Source organism: Patiriisocius sp. 208BN25-11 (assembly GCF_058147145.1).
The window spans coordinates 93,309-114,391 of record NZ_JBYVJY010000005.1 but is presented as its reverse complement, the minus strand read 5'-3'; the positions used below and the strand labels follow the sequence as shown (position 1 = coordinate 114,391).

General features: G+C 35.5%; 19 protein-coding genes. 3 read left to right on the top strand and 16 right to left on the bottom strand.

The window, feature by feature from the left end; genetic code table 11:
- Positions 1-17: 17 nt before the first annotated feature.
- The 3 genes from ACY2RS_RS08310 to ACY2RS_RS08300 form a co-directional block, all read right to left on the bottom strand.
- A complete protein-coding gene (locus ACY2RS_RS08310) occupies positions 18-470 on the bottom strand; it encodes an RES family NAD+ phosphorylase (RefSeq protein WP_490098175.1) in 453 nt (150 codons plus the stop codon).
- Between the two features lie 9 nt (positions 471-479).
- Complete coding sequence (locus tag ACY2RS_RS08305; protein WP_490098174.1) at positions 480-917, bottom strand: Xre family toxin-antitoxin system antitoxin; 438 nt, start codon at positions 915-917, stop codon at positions 480-482.
- 308 nt (positions 918-1,225) lie between these two features.
- Positions 1,226-4,651, bottom strand: a complete 3,426-nt coding sequence (locus tag ACY2RS_RS08300; RefSeq protein ID WP_490098173.1) for a methylmalonyl-CoA mutase family protein — start codon at positions 4,649-4,651, stop codon at positions 1,226-1,228.
- Between the two features lie 147 nt (positions 4,652-4,798).
- On the opposite strand from ACY2RS_RS08300, the gene ACY2RS_RS08295 reads away from it, so the two are divergent.
- A complete protein-coding gene (locus ACY2RS_RS08295) occupies positions 4,799-5,683 on the top strand; it encodes a T9SS type A sorting domain-containing protein (RefSeq protein ID WP_490098172.1) in 885 nt (294 codons plus the stop codon).
- A gap of 83 nt (positions 5,684-5,766) precedes the next feature.
- Positions 5,767-6,468 carry a DUF4197 domain-containing protein gene (locus ACY2RS_RS08290; protein ID WP_490098249.1) on the top strand — a complete coding sequence of 234 codons (702 nt, stop codon included), beginning with the start codon at positions 5,767-5,769 and terminating at the stop codon, positions 6,466-6,468.
- Here ACY2RS_RS08290 and ACY2RS_RS08285 read toward each other — a convergent pair.
- From ACY2RS_RS08285 to ACY2RS_RS08225, 13 genes are all read right to left on the bottom strand, one after another.
- Positions 6,465-7,238 carry an ABC transporter substrate-binding protein gene (locus ACY2RS_RS08285; RefSeq protein ID WP_490098171.1) on the bottom strand — a complete coding sequence of 258 codons (774 nt, stop codon included), beginning with the start codon at positions 7,236-7,238 and terminating at the stop codon, positions 6,465-6,467. The genes ACY2RS_RS08290 and ACY2RS_RS08285 overlap by 4 nt on opposite strands.
- A complete protein-coding gene (gene pyrF / locus ACY2RS_RS08280; protein WP_490098170.1) occupies positions 7,228-8,046 on the bottom strand; it encodes an orotidine-5'-phosphate decarboxylase in 819 nt (272 codons plus the stop codon). The genes ACY2RS_RS08285 and pyrF overlap by 11 nt, the downstream gene beginning before the upstream one ends.
- Positions 8,047-8,056: 10 nt before the next feature.
- Positions 8,057-9,133, bottom strand: coding sequence for a peptide chain release factor 1 (gene prfA / locus ACY2RS_RS08275; protein ID WP_490098169.1), 1,077 nt, complete (start codon positions 9,131-9,133; stop codon positions 8,057-8,059).
- A 155-nt stretch (positions 9,134-9,288) separates the two neighbouring features.
- Positions 9,289-10,011, bottom strand: a complete 723-nt coding sequence (locus tag ACY2RS_RS08270) for a hypothetical protein (RefSeq protein ID WP_490098168.1) — start codon at positions 10,009-10,011, stop codon at positions 9,289-9,291.
- Between the two features lie 76 nt (positions 10,012-10,087).
- Positions 10,088-11,266: an AIR synthase related protein gene (locus ACY2RS_RS08265; protein WP_490098167.1), complete on the bottom strand. Its 1,179-nt coding sequence runs from the start codon at positions 11,264-11,266 to the stop codon at positions 10,088-10,090.
- Between the two features lie 82 nt (positions 11,267-11,348).
- Positions 11,349-12,842, bottom strand: coding sequence for a carboxypeptidase regulatory-like domain-containing protein (locus ACY2RS_RS08260; RefSeq protein WP_490098166.1), 1,494 nt, complete (start codon positions 12,840-12,842; stop codon positions 11,349-11,351).
- A gap of 12 nt (positions 12,843-12,854) precedes the next feature.
- A complete protein-coding gene (locus tag ACY2RS_RS08255; protein WP_490098165.1) occupies positions 12,855-14,228 on the bottom strand; it encodes a CsgG/HfaB family protein in 1,374 nt (457 codons plus the stop codon).
- A gap of 10 nt (positions 14,229-14,238) precedes the next feature.
- Positions 14,239-14,640, bottom strand: coding sequence for a curli production assembly/transport component CsgF (locus tag ACY2RS_RS08250; RefSeq protein WP_490098164.1), 402 nt, complete (start codon positions 14,638-14,640; stop codon positions 14,239-14,241).
- Between the two features lie 75 nt (positions 14,641-14,715).
- The gene (locus ACY2RS_RS08245) at positions 14,716-15,417 is read right to left on the bottom strand and encodes a CsgE family curli-type amyloid fiber assembly protein (RefSeq protein WP_490098163.1); all 702 of its coding nucleotides are present in this window, start codon (positions 15,415-15,417) and stop codon (positions 14,716-14,718) included.
- Between the two features lie 17 nt (positions 15,418-15,434).
- Positions 15,435-15,926 (bottom strand): hypothetical protein, encoded by a 492-nt coding sequence (locus ACY2RS_RS08240; RefSeq protein WP_490098162.1) that lies wholly within the window; start codon positions 15,924-15,926, stop codon positions 15,435-15,437.
- A 106-nt stretch (positions 15,927-16,032) separates the two neighbouring features.
- Positions 16,033-16,908, bottom strand: a complete 876-nt coding sequence (locus ACY2RS_RS08235) for a hypothetical protein (protein ID WP_490098161.1) — start codon at positions 16,906-16,908, stop codon at positions 16,033-16,035.
- Between the two features lie 698 nt (positions 16,909-17,606).
- On the bottom strand, positions 17,607-19,790 hold the full coding sequence (locus ACY2RS_RS08230; protein ID WP_490098160.1) for a glutamine synthetase III family protein: 2,184 nt from the start codon (positions 19,788-19,790) through the stop codon (positions 17,607-17,609).
- 392 nt (positions 19,791-20,182) lie between these two features.
- Entirely contained in the window at positions 20,183-20,758 is a 576-nt protein-coding gene (locus ACY2RS_RS08225; RefSeq protein WP_490098159.1) for a fasciclin domain-containing protein, read from the bottom strand.
- A 94-nt stretch (positions 20,759-20,852) separates the two neighbouring features.
- On the opposite strand from ACY2RS_RS08225, the gene ACY2RS_RS08220 reads away from it, so the two are divergent.
- Entirely contained in the window at positions 20,853-21,056 is a 204-nt protein-coding gene (locus ACY2RS_RS08220) for a membrane or secreted protein (protein WP_490098248.1), read from the top strand.
- Positions 21,057-21,083 lie beyond the last annotated feature (27 nt).

Below are 21,083 nucleotides of genomic sequence, written 5' to 3'. Positions count from 1 at the left end.
TATTTTCTTCGGAAATTTTAGAATCTATTATCCAGGATTAGTTTTTGACTTTTAAGTATGCGTAACTTTTTTATATCTGGATGCTTTGGATGTATTAAAATATTATATTCTAAAGGTAAAACAGCCGAAGGAACGCGTAATCCTAGACTTTTATAAGATTGTAACCAATTAGAGCCATAATCTTGGGTACTAGCATTTTGAGGATTATCTCTCCAATGTGTTGTAACCTTTTTTGGAGATTTTAAGGTAGTAATCAAAGCATCTGGCACCTCAACTTCCATATAGTAAAATGAATCATCCACAAATTGATACTCCATATGCACCAACATCTCTAGGGTTGCGAGTGATAAACTTTCAGAAAAATAAACCATCGCATCCCCTCTTCGGTTCCAACGCCCTCCATATAGTCGAGCGCCTTCACCACTGAGGTCTTTACGATATTTTTGTTTCGAAATTCTATAGATTTTCAAAATATAGCGCTATGAGTGAACACCATGTTCTATTCTACCAAGTATGTCTTTAATAAGCCGAGTTCCAAAACTAGTATCGAGAAAATCTAGCGGTTTTTTGTATTGAAGACTGCGTATATCTTTATGCAACCAAGCCACAAAAGTTTCTATAGTACCCATTACCTCGATACCTCTAGAAATTACCTGTGCAATTTCTAAAATCTGCTCTGTACTATATACATTGAGCAACTCATGACTTTCTTTGCGTTGTATGGTACGGTGCGATACATGAATAAGATTACTCATTTTCTCCATAGAAATACCAAGAATGGTACTTACCGTAACCACTACAGATTTGGGAAGCCCTTTACGGGTAATTTCAATTAAGTCTATATCACTATTTACAGTTTGACCTACTTGAACACTACCTCCTAAAACACTTACTATACGGTCATACTTATTTTGCATGCTATAGAAAGCTTGAGGCTCTTTAACCAAATTAATAACTTTTACTTCTTTTTTTTGAGCACACATAATCACGACATTTGACGCGAATATACTAATTTTTGTCGTGTTTTTGTATTTTTAACTCAACTATTTTTACTACTACACTACAAATAAGAGAAGATATTTACGGTCTCAAAGGGAAAGATTCACACACTTTTTCTGCGAAAAAGAGTACAGCAAAAAATCAAAAAGATCCCGAAGCATCCCGATAACTATCGGGACGGGATAAGCGATTCACACACTTTTTCTGCGAAAAAGTGGTTCTCTGCTTACATATTTCTTCTATACTGTCCGCCTACTTCGAACAACTTGGCGGTTATTTGTCCGAGAGAACATACTTTGGTTGCTTCCATGAGCTGCTCGAACATATTTTCGTTGCTAATGGCAGCATGCTGTACTTTCTTGATACTCTCTTGTGCTTTGTCTCCAAAGGCTTTGTGTAAGTTGTTAAGCGTTTCTATCTGGTACAACTTCTCTTCTTCGGTAGCTCGTATTACCTCGGCGGGTTGTACTGTTGGAGATCCTTTACTACTTAAAAAGGTGTTTACCCCAATGATAGGAAATTCTCCAGTATGCTTTAAAGTTTCATAGTACAAGCTCTCTTCTTGAATTTTACTACGTTGGTACATGGTTTCCATAGCTCCCAATACGCCACCTCTTTCGGTAATTCTATCAAACTCTAACAATACTGCTTCTTCTACTAAATCAGTAAGCTCTTCGATGATGAACGATCCTTGAATTGGATTTTCATTCTTAGCAAGCCCTAGCTCCTTATTAATAATAAGTTGGATTGCCATGGCTCTACGCACACTTTCTTCGGTTGGCGTTGTAATGGCCTCATCGTAGGCATTGGTATGCAACGAATTACAGTTATCATAAATAGCATACAATGCTTGTAATGTAGTACGAATGTCATTAAAATCAATTTCTTGGGCATGTAAAGAACGCCCAGACGTTTGGATGTGATATTTCAGCATTTGTGCTCTTGCATTGGCACCGTATTTATGCTTTAATGCTTTACTCCAAATCTTACGTGCCACACGACCAATAACCGAATATTCTGGATCAATACCATTACTAAAGAAGAACGATAGGTTAGGGCCAAATTTATTGATATCCATCCCACGGCTTAAATAATACTCAACGTACGTAAATCCGTTTGATAAGGTAAAAGCCAACTGTGTAATAGGATTGGCTCCTGCTTCTGCTATATGGTATCCACTAATAGAAACAGAATAGAAATTACGCACTTGCTTTTCAATAAAGTATTCTTGTACATCTCCCATCAATCGCAATGCGAATTCTGTAGAGAAAATACAAGTGTTTTGCGCCTGATCTTCTTTTAAAATATCTGCCTGTACCGTACCACGAACTTGCATCATGGTATCTGCTTTAATTTGATAATATACCTCTTTAGGTAATACCAAATCTCCAGTAACACCTAATAATAATAGTCCCAATCCATCATTACCTTCTGGTAAATCTCCTTGGTATTTGGGTCTGTCTACACCACGTTCTTTATAAATCGCTTCTATCTTAGCTTCTATTTCTTTTTCTAGACCATTTTCTTTAATATACTTCTCACAGTTTTGATCTATGGCTGCATTCATAAAGAACCCTAACAGCATAGGTGCTGGCCCATTAATTGTCATACTCACCGATGTCATTGGATGACTCAAATCAAATCCACTGTATAATTTTTTAGCATCATCTAGGCAACAAATAGAAACTCCTGCATTACCAATTTTTCCATAAATATCTGGACGGTGATCTGGATCATTACCGTATAAGGTTACACTATCAAAAGCTGTAGACAAACGCTTTGCTGGCATCCCAAGACTTACATAGTGGAAACGGCGATTGGTTCTCTCTGGTCCACCCTCTCCAGCAAACATTCTAGTTGGGTCTTCACCTGTTCTTTTAAATGGATACAGTCCTGAAGTGTATGGAAACTCCCCAGGCACATTTTCTTGTAAGGTCCAACGCAATATATCTCCCCAAGCTTGATACTTAGGTAACGCTACTTTTGGTATTTGTGTATGCGATAAACTCTCTGTATGGGTATCTATTTTAATCTCCTTGTCACGCACTTTAAAAGTGTACACAGGATTTTTGTACTTGTTTACTTTAGCATCCCAACCAAGAATTACTTCCCAGTTATAAGGATCTAGATTTAGTTTAACCCTATCAAATTCTGCTAAGAGTAATTTTAGCAGGTCTTTGTTTTCTTCGGAAATGTTAGCAGCATCTATTTCGATTCCTGATTTTTCGATGGAAGGAACAGCACCAGAAACAGATTCGATGGTTTTGAAAATCCCGTATAATTTTTGCGCAACTTCTGCTTGAATACCAGCTTGTTTATCGTAGGCTCTATTGCTTTCTGAAATTTCAGATAAATAACGAGTACGTGCTGGTGGAATCACAAATATTTTTTCAGACATCTCGTCTGTGATTTGGAAGGTAGATTTTAAATCGGTTTCTGTCTTTTCTTCCAACTCGGCCATAATAGCGCCATATAGTTTGTTCATCCCAGGATCATTAAACTGAGAGGCGATGGTACCATATACTGGCAACTCATCTTGAGGAGTTTCCCATAATTGATGGTTACGCATGTATTGCTTTTTTACATCACGAAGCGCATCTAAAGAACCACGCTTATCAAATTTATTTATGGCTACTAGATCTGCGAAATCAAGCATGTCAATTTTTTCTAACTGTGTCGCCGCTCCAAACTCAGGAGTCATGACATACAAGGAAACATCACTGTGTTCTAAAATTTCAGTATCACTCTGACCAATACCTGAAGTTTCTAAAATAATGAGATCGTATTCTGCTGCTTTAATTACCTCAATGGCTTCTGCTACATATTTTGATAAAGCAAGGTTAGATTGACGGGTTGCCAAACTACGCATGTAGACCCTTGGAGAGTTAATGGCATTCATTCTAATTCTATCTCCTAACAATGCACCACCCGTTTTACGCTTTGAAGGATCTACAGAAATAAGTCCGATGGTTTTTTCTGGAAAATCTATTAAAAAGCGACGCACCAATTCGTCTACTAATGAAGATTTACCAGCACCACCCGTTCCTGTAATACCTAGTACAGGAGTTTTTAGTGTTTTATTCTTTTTATGAATTTCATCTAAGGTTTCCGAAGCTATCTCAGGAAAGTTCTCTGCTGCAGAAATAATCCTTGCAATGGCCCCAGGTTTCTTATCAGCCAAATGTGTTAGTTCTCCATTTAAAGTATCCCCAATTGGGTAGTCTGATGTTTTTACTAAGTCATTTATCATTCCTTGTAAACCTAGCTCACGCCCATCATCTGGAGAATAAATCCTTGTAATACCATAGTCCATCAAATCTTTAATTTCAGAAGGAAGAATGACACCACCTCCGCCACCAAAGATTTTAATATGTCCTGCGCCTTTTTCTTGTAGCAGATCGTACATGTATTTAAAATACTCATTGTGTCCACCTTGATACGAAGTCATAGCGATAGCGTTTGCATCTTCTTGAATTGCAGTATTCACTACCTCTTCTACACTTCTGTCATGACCAAGATGAATCACTTCAACACCAGTAGATTGTATAATACGTCGCATAATGTTGATGGCTGCATCATGCCCATCAAATAGCGATGCTGCGGTTACAATTCTGACTTTATTTTTTGGTATATATGGTGTTTCTTGTTTCATCTTCTATTAGCTGAATCGTTTGATTGCAAATTTAGTTAAAAAGACAGTTTTTTTGTTCATCTAAAACCTTTAAAAACATTTAAAAAACATTTATTTATCTAAACTTATTGTTATATTGCCAGATATTACAAACTTAAATAACACATTATGAAAAAAATTTACATGTTAGCCCTTGTGGCTTTTGGTTTTGCATTTACCGGAAATGCACAGATTGCTGATGATTTCGAATCTTACTCGGAAGGTACAATCGCAGATCAATCTGATTACTTTAGTACTTGGTCTGGACCAACTGGTACAGGTGAAGATTCTGAAGTAACAACAATTCAAGCATCAAATGGAACAAAATCTATGAACGTTGTAGGTGGTAACGATATGTTATTTGACTTTGACGGTGGTGTGAGTGATGGAATCTACACATACCAATTTAAATTATATCCTGAAGCTGGAAGTACTGGTTTTATTGGTTTAATGTCTAGTCAAGGTGACACGAACACTTTTGGTGCTCAATTATACATCAATGAGCCAGTTAACGCATCTGGATCTGGAATTTTTGTTGCTGGAGGTTTAGAAGGTGACTTCTTTGACATTCCAGAAGAAGAGTGGAGTGTTGTAACAATGGTAATGGATCTTGATAATGACACTATGACTGTTGATCTTAACGGAACTCAAGTATATGATGGTATGTTAGCATTAGCTGGTGCTGGATTATTAGTTGCAGATATCTGGGCTAATGATGACAACACTGACTTCCACATGGACGAAGTAATTTTCCAAGAAGGTGTTCTTGGTGCTGATGATTTTAATGCAGATGTATTTTCTGTATATCCTAATCCAGTTGTAAACATGTTAAACATCAACTCTCAAGAGACTGTTGACAGTGTAATTGTTTACGATGTATTAGGTAAAGTTGTAGCTCAAGCTACTCCTGGAATCGCATCTCCATCTATCGACATGAGCTCTTTAAGCTCTGGTGCTTATTTAGTAAATGTTACTATCGGTAACACTTCTAAAACAATCAAAGTAATCAAGTAATTTATATTACTTCAATATACTTAAAAGGCTCTTCTTAAAAGAAGAGCCTTTTTTTTACCTTTATAAAAAAAATGAAAATGAAAATGAAAAAAATAGCCTTTATACTTATCCTTTTTAGTATTGCTTCCTGTGCCGAATTACAAAATGTGGTAAACACATTACCAACAAACACTGGACTAGACAGTGCCACTATAGCTAGTGGTCTAAGAGAAGCATTAGATAACGGTATTGATAAACAGGTAACAAAACTCACCCAAACAGATGGGTTTTACAAAAACAATCTCGTAAAAATACTACTCCCTCAAGAATTACAAAAAGTTGATCAAACACTACGAAACATAGGTCTAGGAAGCTTAGCAGACGAAGGATTAAAAGTTTTAAATAGAGCTGCCGAAGATGCCGTAAAAGAAGCCACCCCTATCTTTGTGAATGCAGTAAAAGGTATCACCTTTGCTGATGCTAAAAACATCTTATTAGGAAATGATACCGCAGCAACAAAGTACTTAGAAAATAAAACGACAACTGCTTTGTACCAAAAATTTAATCCCGTGATTAAAAACTCTTTTTCAAAAGTAGGAGCAGATAAAGTATGGAGCAACATTATCAAAAAATACAACGCTATTCCATTAACAAATAATGTAAATCCAGATCTTACCGATTATGTAACAAACGAAGCACTAGAAGGTGTTTACAAAATGATTGGTGAAGAAGAAAAACAAATTAGAAACAACTTAGCCTCAAGAACTACCAATCTTTTGCGCCAAGTATTCTCTCTGCAAGACTAATGCAAGCTTTTAAAGTATGAAAAGGCATGCTGCAATCTTGATCCATACCAAGAAAAATATTCACCATCTACTAGGATAACTTTTTTATTTGTTATTTCATGAAGCTCTCTAATATGCTTTTCTTTAAAAGGAAAAGGCTCTGAAGACAATAAGATGGTATCGGCTTGTTTTAGGGTCTCTTCAGTAACTTCTGGGTACCTAGAAGTTGGATCTTGAAATATATTTTGAAATTTATTTTCAAGCAATAGATCATGTATAAAGGTTTGCCGACCAGCAGCCATATAAGGATTTTTCCAAATAAGATAGGCGGCTTTTCTTGAGGGCTTTGAGGCCATAAAAGAACGAAATGCAGTAAGCTCATTTTCTATAGTATCAATAATTTTTCTTCCTTGTGCTTTCTTTTCAAATAAAGTAGCCAAAAGAGAAATCATTGCAAGACTGTCTTTAACAGTATATATATCACTCACCCAAACCGGAGCAATAGTAGCACAGGATGCTACAATTTCTTTTGTGTTTTCTTCCTTGTTGCAAATAATAATGTCTGGTTGTAAGGCTTCAATTTTATCTAAATGAATCGATTTTGTTCCTCCAATTATGTTACTTTTTGATACTAAAGATTTAGGATGAACACAAAACTTTGTAACTCCAACCAACTGAGATTGCAAGCCTAAATCGACTAGAAGCTCTGTTTGAGAAGGTACTAGAGATACAATACGTTTTGGTGTTTCTGAAAATTCTAAGACCCTATGTAATTGATCTTTACAACGCATCTATCACCACACTCATTTGTTCTTGTAAGTCTTTTGCAGCGGTGGCAGCGGCAGTAGCAAAATCGGTGTTATTAGAAGCGTAAATAATCCCTCTTGAAGAATTAATTAGTAAGCCTATTTGCGCATTCATTCCATAGGTACAAACCTCTTGTAAATTCCCTCCTTGAGCTCCTACTCCAGGAACTAACAGGAAATTGTTTGGCACAATCTTTCGGATGTCGGCAAGGTATTCGGCCTTTGTTGCACCTACGACAAACATCAAATTCTTTGCATTGTCCCAGGTGCTAGCTGTAGTGAGTACTTTTTTGTAGAGTTCTTCTCCTTCGGAAATTTTAGTTTGAAAATCAAAAGCCCCTTTATTTGAAGTGAGGGCTAATAAGATGGTATGTTTATCCTCGAAAGCTAAAAATGGTTCTACCGAATCTTTCCCCATATAGGGAGCCACGGTTACAGAATCGAATCCTAGGTCTTCGAAAAAAGCTTTTGCATACATGGTAGATGTATTGCCTATATCGCCACGCTTTGCATCTGCTATGGTAAATATTTCTGGATGGTTTGTATTGAGATACTGTATTGTTTTCTCTAGAGATTGCCACCCTTTAATACCATACGCTTCATAGAAAGCTGTATTAGGTTTGTAGGCTACAGCTAGATGATGTGTTGCATCAATAATTGCTTTATTGAAGGCAAAAATAGGATCTTCTTCTTCTAATAAGTGCTGGGGAATTTTAGAAAGATCAACATCTAATCCAATACATAAAAAGGATTTTTTTTGATGAATTTGGGCAACTAACATTTCAGTAGTCATAACAGTAAATTTAGAAGGTATCTCCAGATTCTTTGAGTCGTTCTGTATTGTCTACCAATTGTAATTCATCAATTATTTTTTGGATATCACCGTCGATGATATTTCCTAAATCATATAAAGTGAGTCCAATACGGTGATCAGTTACACGACCTTGTGGATAATTATAGGTTCTAATTTTTGCACTTCGATCTCCACTAGTTACTTGCGAGCCTCTTTTTAAAGCATCTTCGGCTTGTTTTTTTGCCAATTCTAAATCATACAATCGTGAACGCAATACTTTAAAGGCCTTCTCTTTGTTTTTATGTTGCGACTTTTGATCTTGACACTGCGCTACTAAGCCCGTAGGAACGTGTGTTAAACGAACCGCAGAATACGTCGTATTTACCGATTGTCCTCCAGGTCCCGAAGAACAGAAATAATCAATGCGCACATCTTTCATTTCAATTTGCACATCAAACTCTTCAGCTTCTGGAAAACACATTACGGTTGCAGCACTGGTGTGCACACGACCTTGAGTTTCAGTTTGTGGTACACGTTGTACACGATGTACTCCTGCTTCAAATTTTAGGGTACCGTACACATCATCACCTTCGATCTCCATTTGAATTTCTTTGTATCCACCACTGGTACCTTCACTAAAATCTACCACACTGGTTTTCCAACCTTTACTTTCGCAATATTTGGTATACATTCTATGTAAGTCTCCAGCAAAAATACTTGCCTCATCACCACCAGTTCCTGCTCTAATTTCCATCACGGCATTTTTAGCATCTTCTGGATCTTTAGGAATAAGCATAAACTTGATTTCATCTTCTAAAGTATTGATTTCATCTTTAGCATCGTCAAGTTGCATTTTTGCCATTTCTACCATTTCATCATCACTTCCATCTTTAATGATCTCTTCGGCCTCTTCCACTCTACTTGTAGCAGTGATATATGCCTCTCGTTTTTTCATTAAGGCGTTTAAATCTTTGTACTCCTTATTAAGCTGTACATACTGCTTTTGATCACTAATAATATCTGGCTGAATGATTAAATCACTCACCTCATCAAATCTATTTTTTACTATTTGAAGTTTTTCTAACATGGTATTATTTTAGTTCCTTAAATAGGAAGGACCACAAATTTACAATAATTTAACCGAACCTTTTTGAGGTTTTAATACTGAAATTACAAGAATTAATTTGGAGTAAAAAGAACAAAATATGGAGGCAGGAAATTTCCGAAGAAAAACAAAGCTTATTATAAAAATTTCTTATCCGAGACAGCTTTAGCTTCTTCATTAATGACAGTGTAATGTACTAACATCGATGATGACACAATTAACAATAGTCGACCAATATATACCGCCCAGTTACCATAAGCGAAATCGTAGTAACCAATTGCTCTGAACACCTCAGAAAACACCAATATGAAGAGAAACAATGAAAAAATAAGCGAAGCATTTGAGCTTTGTGTATAATTATACAATAAGGTAATAAAGCTTAAAAAAGTTATTCCTATTGCACTTATAAGCATAGAGACATACACAGTATTGCTACCTTCAATTTCCAGAATCATATCAATTAAAAGATACAACAAATAACCATTCAAGAGAATTAAACCCAAGAAAATAGCTATATAAGGTGCTGTAATTTTCTTTTTTCCAATCTTAGGTTTTAAATACAGGACTAAACTCATGTAACTTAAAAAATTAAGAGCCATCATTAACTCTGGGATTCTTGGTAATTCGTACCAAATAGATAGTACACTAGACGTGGCAAATAAAACTAAAAATATAGTAAGAAGTTTGCTGGTTTTAGGACCATGAAGATAAAACAACAACCCTAAAGACGATAGCGACACCATGGCCCTTAGAAAACGGTATATTTGGTAATCATTTTCTGTGTGAAAATATAAACTAGTCACAAACAAAATGACACCTACAATAAAGAGTAAGCTTTTGTGTTTTTTTTGTTGCACCAACGTTAGCGTGTTGAAAAATTTTTGAAATATAAGAAATAGTTCGCACCCAAAATAATAATTGTAAGAAAAACACTACTTAGTACTCGAATTTTCCATAAGCACTCTCGATAGTCAATTTTTTAGTATCTGCTGCTTCTACGCGCCCTATAATCTTAGCCGGAATATTAAATGATTCTGAAATTTTAATAATCTGATCAGCGATAGCTTCATTTACATACAACTCCATTCTATGCCCCATATTAAAAACCTGATACATTTCTTTCCAGTCTGTACCACTCTCTTCTTGAATAAGTTTAAAAAGTGGAGGTGTTTCGAAAAGGTTATTCTTTATAACGTGAACATTGTTTACAAAGTGAAGGACTTTTGTTTGTGCGCCTCCACTACAATGCACCATACCATGCAGCTGTTCTTTTTCACATTCTTGAAGTATTTTTTTTATAACTGGCGCATAGGTTCTTGTAGGCGACAAAACCAACTTACCCGCATCAAGATTTGTTCCAGCTACAGGATCGGTTAATTTTTTAGATCCAGAATAGACAAGATCTTCTGGTACAGCTTGATCGTAACTTTCTGGGTATTTATCTGCTAACTCTTTACCAAAGACATCATGACGCGCAGATGTTAATCCATTACTCCCCATACCGCCGTTATACTCGGTCTCATAAGTTGCCTGACCAAAAGAGGCTAAGCCTACAATAACATCTCCAGCTTGAATGTTTTTATTATCGATTACATCAGTTCGCTTCATACGCGCTGTTACTGTGGAATCTACAATAATGGTTCTCACCAAATCTCCAACATCTGCGGTCTCTCCGCCGGTAGAGTGTATGGCAACACCATGCTTTGCTAAATCTTCAATAAGTTCTTCGGTTCCATTTATGATAGCAGAAATAACGGCACCTGGAATTAAATTCTTATTACGCCCAATAGTTGAAGATAGGGTAATGGTATCTACAGCACCCACACAAATAAGGTCATCGATATTCATAATAAGCGCATCTTGTGCAATCCCCTTCCAAACAGAAAGATCTCCTGTTTCTTTCCAATACATATATGCCAGAGAAGATTTTGTTCCAGCTCCATCTGCATGCATCACTAAGCAATAGTCTTCGTCTCCTGTTAAATAGTCAGGCACAATTTTACAAAAGGCTTGCGGAAAGAGGCCTTTATCTACATTTTTAATTGCATTATGAACATCTTCTTTCCCTGCAGAAACTCCGCGTTGGGCATATCGCTTTGAAATATCTTGACTCATTGGTATGGCTTATTCCGCAAAAGTACAAAATGAAAAAACGCCTTAAAAACTTAAGGCGTTATATATTTTTAGAGATGAAATGTTAGTCTTCCCAATCTGGCATTTTTGCGTTTTCAAAGAGCACAATCGAGTTTCCTTCGGCGATATTGAAATCATGCGACCGAACGCTACTAACAGCATTTACATTTCTCGCTCTATATTCATACACCACTAGATTCTCTGCTGGAGAGAATTTAGGATCTAATTCATTAAATCCAATATCAATTCCTGTGGCTAATTGGGAAGCCACAAGTGTAGCTCTATCATACAAAAACAACCTTGAATCCCTAATTTTATAATCTGAAAATTCTAATCCAGATATATCATATGAATACAACACAATAGATCCATTTACATTTAAATCTAGCCCTCCAGCTGCGCCAGTAACCCCAGAAAGAATTGTTTCTTGTACAGTTCCAGAATCATCAAGAATGAGTATTTCTACATTATAGCCTATACTGTTATTAGTCTTAATTGCTATCACATTTTCTAGTGGACTCCATGCTATTTCTGTGATAAAATTACCATTCGAGCTAGTATAAAACTCTTGCCTTCCAGAACCATCTGTGTTAATACTAAAGATTTTGTCGAAAGAAGGATACAATAATTTATCTCCCTCTGGCTTCCAAGCAAATTCAATTTCATCAAAATTAAAACCATTTACAGGTGCTGTATTTGTTACTTGAAGTTGATTTGACCCATCAAAATTCATTGTAAACAAATGTATTTGACCGTTTACGGTTCTCAAAAAAGCTATTTTATTAGAAGCTAAGTTTCTTTTTGGCTTGAAACTATTTACGTTTTCGGAAGTAAGTTGAAAAAGATTCCCTTCGTCATCTGCAGAAAAAATAACTTGATTATCACCAACTTCTCTTACCACTAAAAAAGCACCTGTTGGAGAAGAAATTGTTGTAAACGAAAACACCTCACTTAACAAGGGTGTATTTAGTCCATCATTTACTGTTACCTGCCAAAAGTACTTTGTATTAACTTGTAAGTCGGTAAGCTCAAGCATAGGCTCAGTAAGTTCATCAAAAAGCAGCACATCATCATTATTTTCATTGAATAAAGATACCGTAAACATTAATTCATCTTCTGGGTCTGGGTCAATAGACTCCCACTCTAGTGTTACATCAACAGGAACTTCAGAAGCATTGTTCTCTGGAAACAATAACAATGGAGTTGATGGAGGTTCATTTAAAGAAGACTCTATCTCAAAGTCAAAAACTAAATCTATGGTAACATTCCCTAATACATTTGCTGGCTCAAATGCAGACACAAAGCCTTCTTTAGTAGCCTGAACAGTGTATGTGCCTTCTGGAACATTTTCTATGGTAAACGTACCATTACTCCCTGTAAAAACAGTACTTGTTGCGGGTACTGTAGAGATACGCACGTCTTCAATTCTTTCATTGCTATCTGCAGCTACAACAATACCAGAGATTGTACCTGTTTGCGCTCCATCTATTCTATCTTCGCTACATTGTATTAGCGTAAGAAAAACAAAGCTTAGCACTATATATTTTATTGTTCTCATCCTGTAATTATATTAAAAATCAAAACTATAATTTACCCCAATAGTAAAATTATAGAAGTAATCATTTCTTGAACCGTTTATTATATCGTCAATTTTATCTGTAAACGTATAATTAAACTTTGCCTTCGCGAACCAGTTTAATTTTTTAGATGTTTGATATTCAAAACCAACGCCATATTGTAACTTAAAAAATTGATCCCAAAGTTGGAGAAACTTACCTGGTGTATCATCTATAAAATAGCTAGTTCCTGGACCTGCAAAAACATAAGGTGAAAATTTATCTCGATCTAAGATTCTATATTCTAAACTAACATCTCCAGACAACCACCAATGCTTTATATCTGGGGCAGAAAACAGCCTAAAAATTTGAACATCCCCTTGAAGACGCCACTGATCTGACAAGTGATACTTTATACCAGCTCCCGCATTAAAATCAGGTTCTCTTGTACTAAGATCCCCATCTATATAGGATAGCCCAGCAAAAACACTCGCACTATATTTTGTATAATCGCGCTGTGTTCTTCCATAAAGACCTATACTTTCTTCTTCTACTTTTTCATTAAGGTAGTTAGAAACAATCTCATTTGATGTTTCTTCATCCCCTTCTGCTTTCCACAACTTATCTTTTATTCCTTCATAAATTAAGTTCTCTACAGCTTTTTCTATGGCTTCTTTTACAGCCAACTCTGTAGGTTCGTTTTTGGTGTATCCAATTTCTGCTTCTAATAAACGTTGAAAATTTACATATCTAAAAATACCAGCGTCAATTGCTTGAGATAGTATTGTTTTAGAAACATACACTGTTTTTAAAATTTCTCCTGTTGATGTAGAAACCGCTCTTAAATAAATTGTAATTCTATCCTGTCTGTATTGGGTGGAACCTCCAACACCAAAATAACGAGCCCCTGCACCACCTGTTAAAATGTTAGAATCGTATGACACAATTCCTCCCTCTAGTATGATTCCTGCAAAGAGCATTGGGTCTAGCCTTTTAACTTTACTTTTATCGGCAGCGTAATCAAAACGAGTTTTCTCAATCAACTTTCTTTCTTGTAGAAGGTTATTAAGGTTCTCTCTTTCGAGTGGCCTAAACCATTTGGAATCTTCGAGGGCTTTTAGGAGTATTGTTGTAGCCCCCTGTGGCACAGCTGTACTAAAATTACTTCCTGTTTGAGAAGCCTTATATTGCCCTGTTTGATCTTTAAAATTATAAACACCAACAATGATTTTTTTTGCTGGTTTAGGTAAATTCTCAAAGTCTTTTGTTTTCACTGTTAACTCCCCCAATCTAGCGTCCTGTTTATCAACAGGCTGATTTAAAAAGGAGCCACAACTTGTCATAGCTAGTGCTAACAAGACTATAAAAATGGATTGTATGTTACGCATTATTTTTAATTTAGTTAGGCACAATAATTTGCGTTTGCTCCCCATTGATAGTATCTAGAATATTGATCACTAGACCATCTAAGCTTTCTAAAATTTCTACTTCTAGTGTTCCAAAAGTAAAGGTCCCAGGCTGTAAGTCTTCACCATCAAATTGCTCTTCAAATAAATCGCGAGAAAGACGATTTAACAATTGCCTATTTAAGTTCTCAGAAAATCGATCTAAGGTAGAGTCATCGTTAGATTGCTGACTATTAGGATCTGTAAAACTATTTTGCTCATTGGCGGAGTTTAGCAACCACTGGTAATTGAAAGTATCTCCTCCAAAAGCAGGGTTCTTAGCCTTGTACACCAGTTGTTGAGAAAAACAAAACACAGGTGCTAAAAAAATAAATGCAAGTAGTATTTTTTTCAAAGTTAGTTGTTGTTTAGTTTTTAAATATATGTAATTACCATTAGAAATATCCTATGAATTTAAAACAATAAGAAATTAATACCCTTCAAACTGTTGATCCTGCCGTCTTCGTTGCTGAATAACTCTAACAATATTTGTTAAGGTAATAGATGACATTTGTTTTAAAAAGTCTTCTCTTGGTTGTAAAAAAAAATTAGCAACCAAAACGTCTCCTAGTCTCACTTCTATTCTTGTATTTCTTCTCCCTGCAAAAATTTCTTTTACCGAGATAATATCATCTGCATTTAAGCCTCTATTAAATTGTTCTTGAAAAAATATTCTATAAAAATCTCTTCCAGGTTTTGTTCTTGTGTCTTCTGTTACAAGTCCCTTAAAAAAGGAATTATCGTAACGTATAGACAAGTATTCTTTTTTAGACCATCTTGCTTTACCTAACAAAACATCGTTTTCATTATACAGTAACAAGAGCACAACAACATCTGCAAATTCTACTTTACTTACAGTTGTATCAAACAAGAGTTGGCTTTTGTATGATTCTAAAGAAATGACCCCTTCTTTCTTATCAGTAGAAAGCACCTCGCCATTTGCATCCTTGTTAATGATAGAAAAGTTATAGCGTACGTCTTGTATAACTTCTGAAATATTAGACGCTTTTGCAGTTAGGGAGATAAACTCTGTATTTTCATTCACTAAAATTTCCGAAGAAACAACTGTATTATATTGTGCGGTTAACACAAAAGGAACACAGACATAAAATATGAAGAGTAGATTTCTCATGAGTATACACTGAAATCTTAGAAACTAGTAACAGTTATCGTTTTAAAAGATCCTGTTTGATTTATTTGCAACCCATTTGAAATTGAATTGCTGCCAAATTTTTGAACACTTAGGTCATTCCCATTTTGTGTGATAGAAGTATTTATGACCCCTTGAGGATTGAAACTATAGTCTGTAACCGTATTATTGTTTCCATTTTGAACAACTAAAGAGTTAATCTCTGCTGCATTGTAATTTAAATCTATGGTGTTCTCATTACCATTTTGAAAGACCTGAACATTAGACTGTGAGGAAGTAACTTGTATAGATGCCAAATTATCTAAACCTATCTGTTCTACAAAAACAACATTTCCAGAGGTTTGAATATTCTTCACTGGTTGACTTGCCAAAAAAGCTTCCTGCAAATTTAATTGCCCAGTCTCATTTAGGGTGTTTACCTCTTCAATGGATTGCGCCAAAGAAAATGTAATTCCAAAAAAGAGAAAAATAACCGTTTTAATTTTTAGCATGTCAAAAAAATTTAAAAAAGGCACTATCCTTTTACTGGTTAGTGCCTTTAAATTTACAAAAATTTAAGTTACTCAAATCAAATTGAGTATGAGATTTTCTTAAATTTTAGTTGTTTACTTGCGTTACATTAGCTGTGTTAGCACCGCTTTGGTTTACAGTACTCAAGTTACCAGGTCCACCAACAGAATTAGTTTGTGTAACAGTAGCATTGTTGTTTGCACTTAAAACCATACCATCCATTTGGTTGATTGTAGAATCATTCAACTCTCCAGTTTGTAAAACAATTGCCTCATTCGTAAATGGATCTGCAGCAGGTCCACCAGCACTAGCACTTTGGTTTACATTAGAAATTTGGTTATCACCATTTTGAGTAACATTAGAGTTGTTTAAAGAACCTGATTGGTTTACAAAACTACCTTGTAGGTATCCTGTTCCACTTACAGCAGCTGCTAACCCATCACTAGTTTGGCTAGAAACAGAAACGTTACCATCACCATTTTGAGTGATAGATGCAAAGTTAGCATCGTTCATTTGATCAACATCAGAGTTGTTAGATAAACCGTCTTGATCAATCTGAGCGTTGTTACCTTGTGGATCTGCAGGACCATTTGTTTGTGTCACTGTAGAAATTTGTCCATCACCTTGTTGATCTACAACAGCTAAGTTTAAAGAACCTACTTGGTCAATAGTAGATGTTTGTTGAATGTCAAATGGAGTATAGAAACCATCTCCACCATCTTGGTCTACATCTGCTGTGTTAGATCCAGTTTGGTTTACTACAGAAGAGTTGTTACCAAGTTGCACAACATCTGCAAGGTTAGCGCCACCTTGATTTACATCACTGTAGTTTACATACGTACCAAGAGCAGTTTGTGCTACATTAGCTGTGTTAGCTCCTACTTGATCAACTTCACTTACGTTTTGTGCAAATGCAGTTGTTCCGAAAATTAGTGCAGTAGCACAAAGAATCATTTTTTTCATAATTTTAGAATTTAATTTATATTAATTGAGTTAAAAAAATACACTTCTATATACCCGCAGAGTTGATGCAGTTATAACTTAAAAATAATTCGAGGAGATAATTTAAGCTGAAGAGGAGAGCGCTTGAATTATAGTGGATTGTTTTAATAGTCTTATTCCACAACACAAATATCAACTTTTTTTTAATGCAAAAAACAACCCTAAAAAACGCGCTTCATTCCAATATTTGTATTGTAGGAAAAACCCTGTTAATTAAAGTTTTGTTTATCGTCATTTTATCCATTTCCTTCGGCGAAAAACAAAATAACCACGAAATATTTAAAATGTTAAAAAAACGTTAAAATAATTTATACGTAAGACCAACAAGATGAAATGTTTTATTCTGACGTTAAAGAACATAAACGATAGTTAGCAAGCTCAATTTCTAATAAAGTATGAATGCACAAACGCCTCATACAAATAAAATACCCCAACAAAGAGATCATTACTATATACACATACAAAAGCCCGTAATTTCTTACAAGTTTTTCGATCATAGCTAAGTATACATTTATTTTTAACATAGACTTTAAAATATCTTTTTAACATCCAGATACTATTACATCTTAGTATTTTCTCAAAAGAGATGCCTAAAACATCTAAATTAAAAAAGCCCGTAATTTCTTACGAGCTTTTTCTTATTTAGAAAGGTATGCTTATTATCGTGTAAACAATAATTCACGATACTTAGTTAAAGGCCAGATTTCATCATCTACCAATAACTCCAACTTATCACAGTGGTAACGAATTTCATCAAAATAAGGCTTAATGGTATCACAGTATGCAATAGCACGTTTCTCAGCATCATCAATCTTGTTTGCTTTTTTACGTGCATTGATCATATCGGTAATGCCGCTATTGATATTCTCAATATGGCTACTAATAGCTTCTATTAAGTTCATTTGCTCTTTGGCTAACTTCTTAAAGTCTTTACCATAGATATCCTTAATACCTTGCACATTCTCGATTAATACATTTTGGTATTTAATAGCGGTTGGTATGACATGATTTCTGGCAATGTCTCCTAATACACGTGCTTCGATCTGAATGTGCATCGCGTATTCTTCTACTTCAATCTCATGACGTGCTTCAATCTCTACTTTGTTCATGATGCCAAGACCTTCATACAAAGCAATGGTTTTTTTAGAAACTTGTTCTTTTAAAGCCACTGGTGTTGTCTTGTTGTTACTCAAGCCACGCTTCTTTGCTTCTTTCTCCCATGCTTCTCCATATCCATCTCCTTCAAAACGAATACGCTTACTATCTTTAATGTACTCTCTTAAAACATTGAAGATCGCATCATCCTTTTTCATCTTCTTTCCTTTGATAAGCCCATCTACTTGCGCTTTAAACTCCATTAGCTGTTTTGCAACAATGGCGTTTAATACTGTCATTGGTTTTGCACAGTTGGCTGTAGACCCTACTGCTCTAAACTCAAACTTGTTCCCAGTAAAGGCAAAAGGAGACGTACGGTTACGGTCTGTATTGTCTAATAAAATTTCAGGAATTTTACCTACAACATTTAATTTAAGCTCCGTTTTGTCTTCTGGAGACAACTTCCCATCCTTCACTTTTTCTAAAGCATCCAATACATCGGTTAATTGCGAACCAATAAATACAGAAATAATAGCTGGTGGCGCTTCATTAGCACCAAGTCGGTGATCATTACTAGCTCCAGCAATAGCAGCTCTTAATAATTCTTCGTATTCATTTACCGCTTTAATCGTATTGATAAAGAAGGTTAAAAACTGAAGGTTCTTCATTGGCGTACTTCCCGGGCTTAATAAGTTTACCCCAGTATTGGTAGCCAAAGACCAATTGTTATGCTTTCCACTACCATTAATTCCTTTAAATGGTTTTTCGTGAAACAGTACTTTAAAGTTATGTCGGTCTGCAACTTTGCTCATCACATCCATTAATAAGGAGTTATGGTCTACCGCAAGGTTGGTTTCTTCAAAAATAGGGGCTAATTCAAATTGGTTAGGCGCTACTTCATTGTGACGTGTCTTTACAGGAATTCCTAATAACATACATTCGGTTTCCAAATCACGCATATAATCTAAGGCACGTTTTGGAATTGACCCAAAATAATGATCGTCTAATTGTTGTCCTTTAGCAGAAGAGTGCCCTAATAAGGTTCTTCCAGCCAAGTTAATATCTGGTCTTGATTTCGCCAAGGCTTTATCAATCAAGAAATATTCTTGTTCCCATCCTAACGTTGGGTTTACTTTAGTAACGTTTTTATCGAAGTACTTTGCTACATCTGTTGCAGCGGCATCAATTGTCTGTAAAGCTCTTAATAAAGGTGTCTTATTATCTAAGGCCTCTCCTGTATACGAAACAAATACTGTTGGAATACATAAAGTAGTTCCATAAATAAATGCTGGAGATGTTGGATCCCAAGCAGTATATCCTCTTGCTTCAAAGGTGTTACGAATGCCTCCATTTGGAAAACTAGACGCATCTGGTTCTTGCTGTACTAATTGTCCGCCACCAAATTTCTCAATAGCACCATCTTCAGTAGTTTCAAAAAATGCATCATGCTTTTCTGCTGTGGTACCTGTTAAAGGCTGAAACCAGTGTGTATAGTGTGTAGCTCCTTTTGCAATAGCCCATTCTTTCATTCCCGTAGAAATATGATCAGCTATTTTACGGTCTATTTTTGTTCCGTTAACTACAGCATCTTGGACACTTCTAAATGAATCTTTTGTAAGGTATTGACGCATAGCTGCATCATTAAATACGTTGGTTCCAAAAATAGCTGAGCGTCTTTCTAGTTCTTGAACATCAATAACGGGACGGTTAAAGGTTTCTTTAATGGCATGAAATCTTAATGTGGACATAGTATGTGCTTTTTAAGTGTTTGTTTTTCTGAAATATCCTTCAGATTTAAAATATGAAAGTGCAAAATTACATTTTTATACCACATACCCCCTAATTTTTTAAATATTTTATCATGAAATCGCATTTATTTATCAACACACCCCCTATTTTTTGTTCAAACACCTAAAATAAATCAAAGCTTATAATATTTCCGAAGTTAAAAAGAACAATACTCCACTCTCAGGGCAAATTCCTATAATGCGGTAATAAAAAATGTATCGTCGTGAATTTTCATTTTCCCCGCCCTAAAGGGTGTGAAAATTCACTAAATTAAGATAAAACCACCCTTTAGTCCCGAAGCTTTGAGAGAAATCGATCTCGATAGCTATCGGGATGAAGTTGAAGTGATGTGCTACTGAATCGTATCTATAATATGCAACACACCATTTTGAGCTTCCACATCACTTAAAGATAGCTTATAAGAAACAGTGTCTTTGGCAACAACAAAATCCATGTCATTTCTTGAAAACTGAAACACCTCAGCTGTATAGCTTGGAAGCGTATAACTCCCCTGCCTATAGCGAATTGCTTTTGCAATAGCTATGGTAGAAAAAGCACCTTCTATTATATAGGTAGCAACAAAATCATTTTTCTCTTTTAAAGACAAGGAATCTTGTAAGGATAACACTTCCAGCACAGCATTTGAAGGCGCAAGTACCGTCCATTGTTTTCCTGAGAGCTGCAAGCTATCCTGCCAATCACTCTTTTCTATGATCGATGCAAAAGATTGTATTTCTTGTTTTGCTTGTATCCTATCTGCAATACTATGTTGCTTTAAAAAGATGGGCGTATGCGCTATCACAGCTGTGTCTTTCTCTTTTACTTTAGCATTAAAGGCTTCATGACTTGATTGCATAGACCCATCTGCACATGACAAAATCATTAGCAACAACAAACCAACTAAGAGACTAAAGGACTTATTATTCATGAGTTCATATTTCGGAGACAATCATCTAAATGTAGTAATTTTAGCTTCAACAAACCGACTAAAAATTGTACTTTTGTACTTTAATATGATTGCTATGGGATTACTATTTATTACACTCGCACTTTTATTGTTAGCCGTTGCCGGAATTGCTATTAAATTATGGGCAAAAAAAGATGGGGAATTTGCTGGAACTTGCGCTAGCCAAAGTCCTTTTTTAAACAAAAATGGAGAAGCTTGTGGTTTTTGTGGAAAAACACCAGATCAATTCGACACCTGCAAAGAAGAAACGCACGCCTAATCTTTTTCAACGTATCACACCTATTAA

Bases quoted from the DNA above. Each gene is read 5' to 3' on its own strand.
- ACY2RS_RS08265 (WP_490098167.1), bottom strand. From the start codon at position 11,266: ATGAGTCAAGATATTTCAAAGCGATATGCCCAACGCGGAGTTTCTGCA.
- ACY2RS_RS08285 (WP_490098171.1), bottom strand. From the start codon at position 7,238: ATGCGTTGTAAAGATCAATTACATAGGGTCTTAGAATTTTCAGAAACA.
- pyrF (WP_490098170.1), bottom strand. From the start codon at position 8,046: ATGACTACTGAAATGTTAGTTGCCCAAATTCATCAAAAAAAATCCTTT.
- ACY2RS_RS08290 (WP_490098249.1), top strand. From the start codon at position 5,767: ATGAAAAAAATAGCCTTTATACTTATCCTTTTTAGTATTGCTTCCTGT.
- ACY2RS_RS08305 (WP_490098174.1), bottom strand. From the start codon at position 917: ATGCAAAATAAGTATGACCGTATAGTAAGTGTTTTAGGAGGTAGTGTT.
- ACY2RS_RS08245 (WP_490098163.1), bottom strand. From the start codon at position 15,417: ATGAGAAATCTACTCTTCATATTTTATGTCTGTGTTCCTTTTGTGTTA.
- ACY2RS_RS08230 (WP_490098160.1), bottom strand. From the start codon at position 19,790: ATGTCCACATTAAGATTTCATGCCATTAAAGAAACCTTTAACCGTCCC.
- ACY2RS_RS08295 (WP_490098172.1), top strand. From the start codon at position 4,799: ATGAAAAAAATTTACATGTTAGCCCTTGTGGCTTTTGGTTTTGCATTT.
- ACY2RS_RS08235 (WP_490098161.1), bottom strand. From the start codon at position 16,908: ATGAAAAAAATGATTCTTTGTGCTACTGCACTAATTTTCGGAACAACT.
- ACY2RS_RS08300 (WP_490098173.1), bottom strand. From the start codon at position 4,651: ATGAAACAAGAAACACCATATATACCAAAAAATAAAGTCAGAATTGTA.
- ACY2RS_RS08220 (WP_490098248.1), top strand. From the start codon at position 20,853: ATGGGATTACTATTTATTACACTCGCACTTTTATTGTTAGCCGTTGCC.
- ACY2RS_RS08240 (WP_490098162.1), bottom strand. From the start codon at position 15,926: ATGCTAAAAATTAAAACGGTTATTTTTCTCTTTTTTGGAATTACATTT.
- prfA (WP_490098169.1), bottom strand. From the start codon at position 9,133: ATGTTAGAAAAACTTCAAATAGTAAAAAATAGATTTGATGAGGTGAGT.
- ACY2RS_RS08225 (WP_490098159.1), bottom strand. From the start codon at position 20,758: ATGAATAATAAGTCCTTTAGTCTCTTAGTTGGTTTGTTGTTGCTAATG.
- ACY2RS_RS08255 (WP_490098165.1), bottom strand. From the start codon at position 14,228: ATGCGTAACATACAATCCATTTTTATAGTCTTGTTAGCACTAGCTATG.
- ACY2RS_RS08260 (WP_490098166.1), bottom strand. From the start codon at position 12,842: ATGAGAACAATAAAATATATAGTGCTAAGCTTTGTTTTTCTTACGCTA.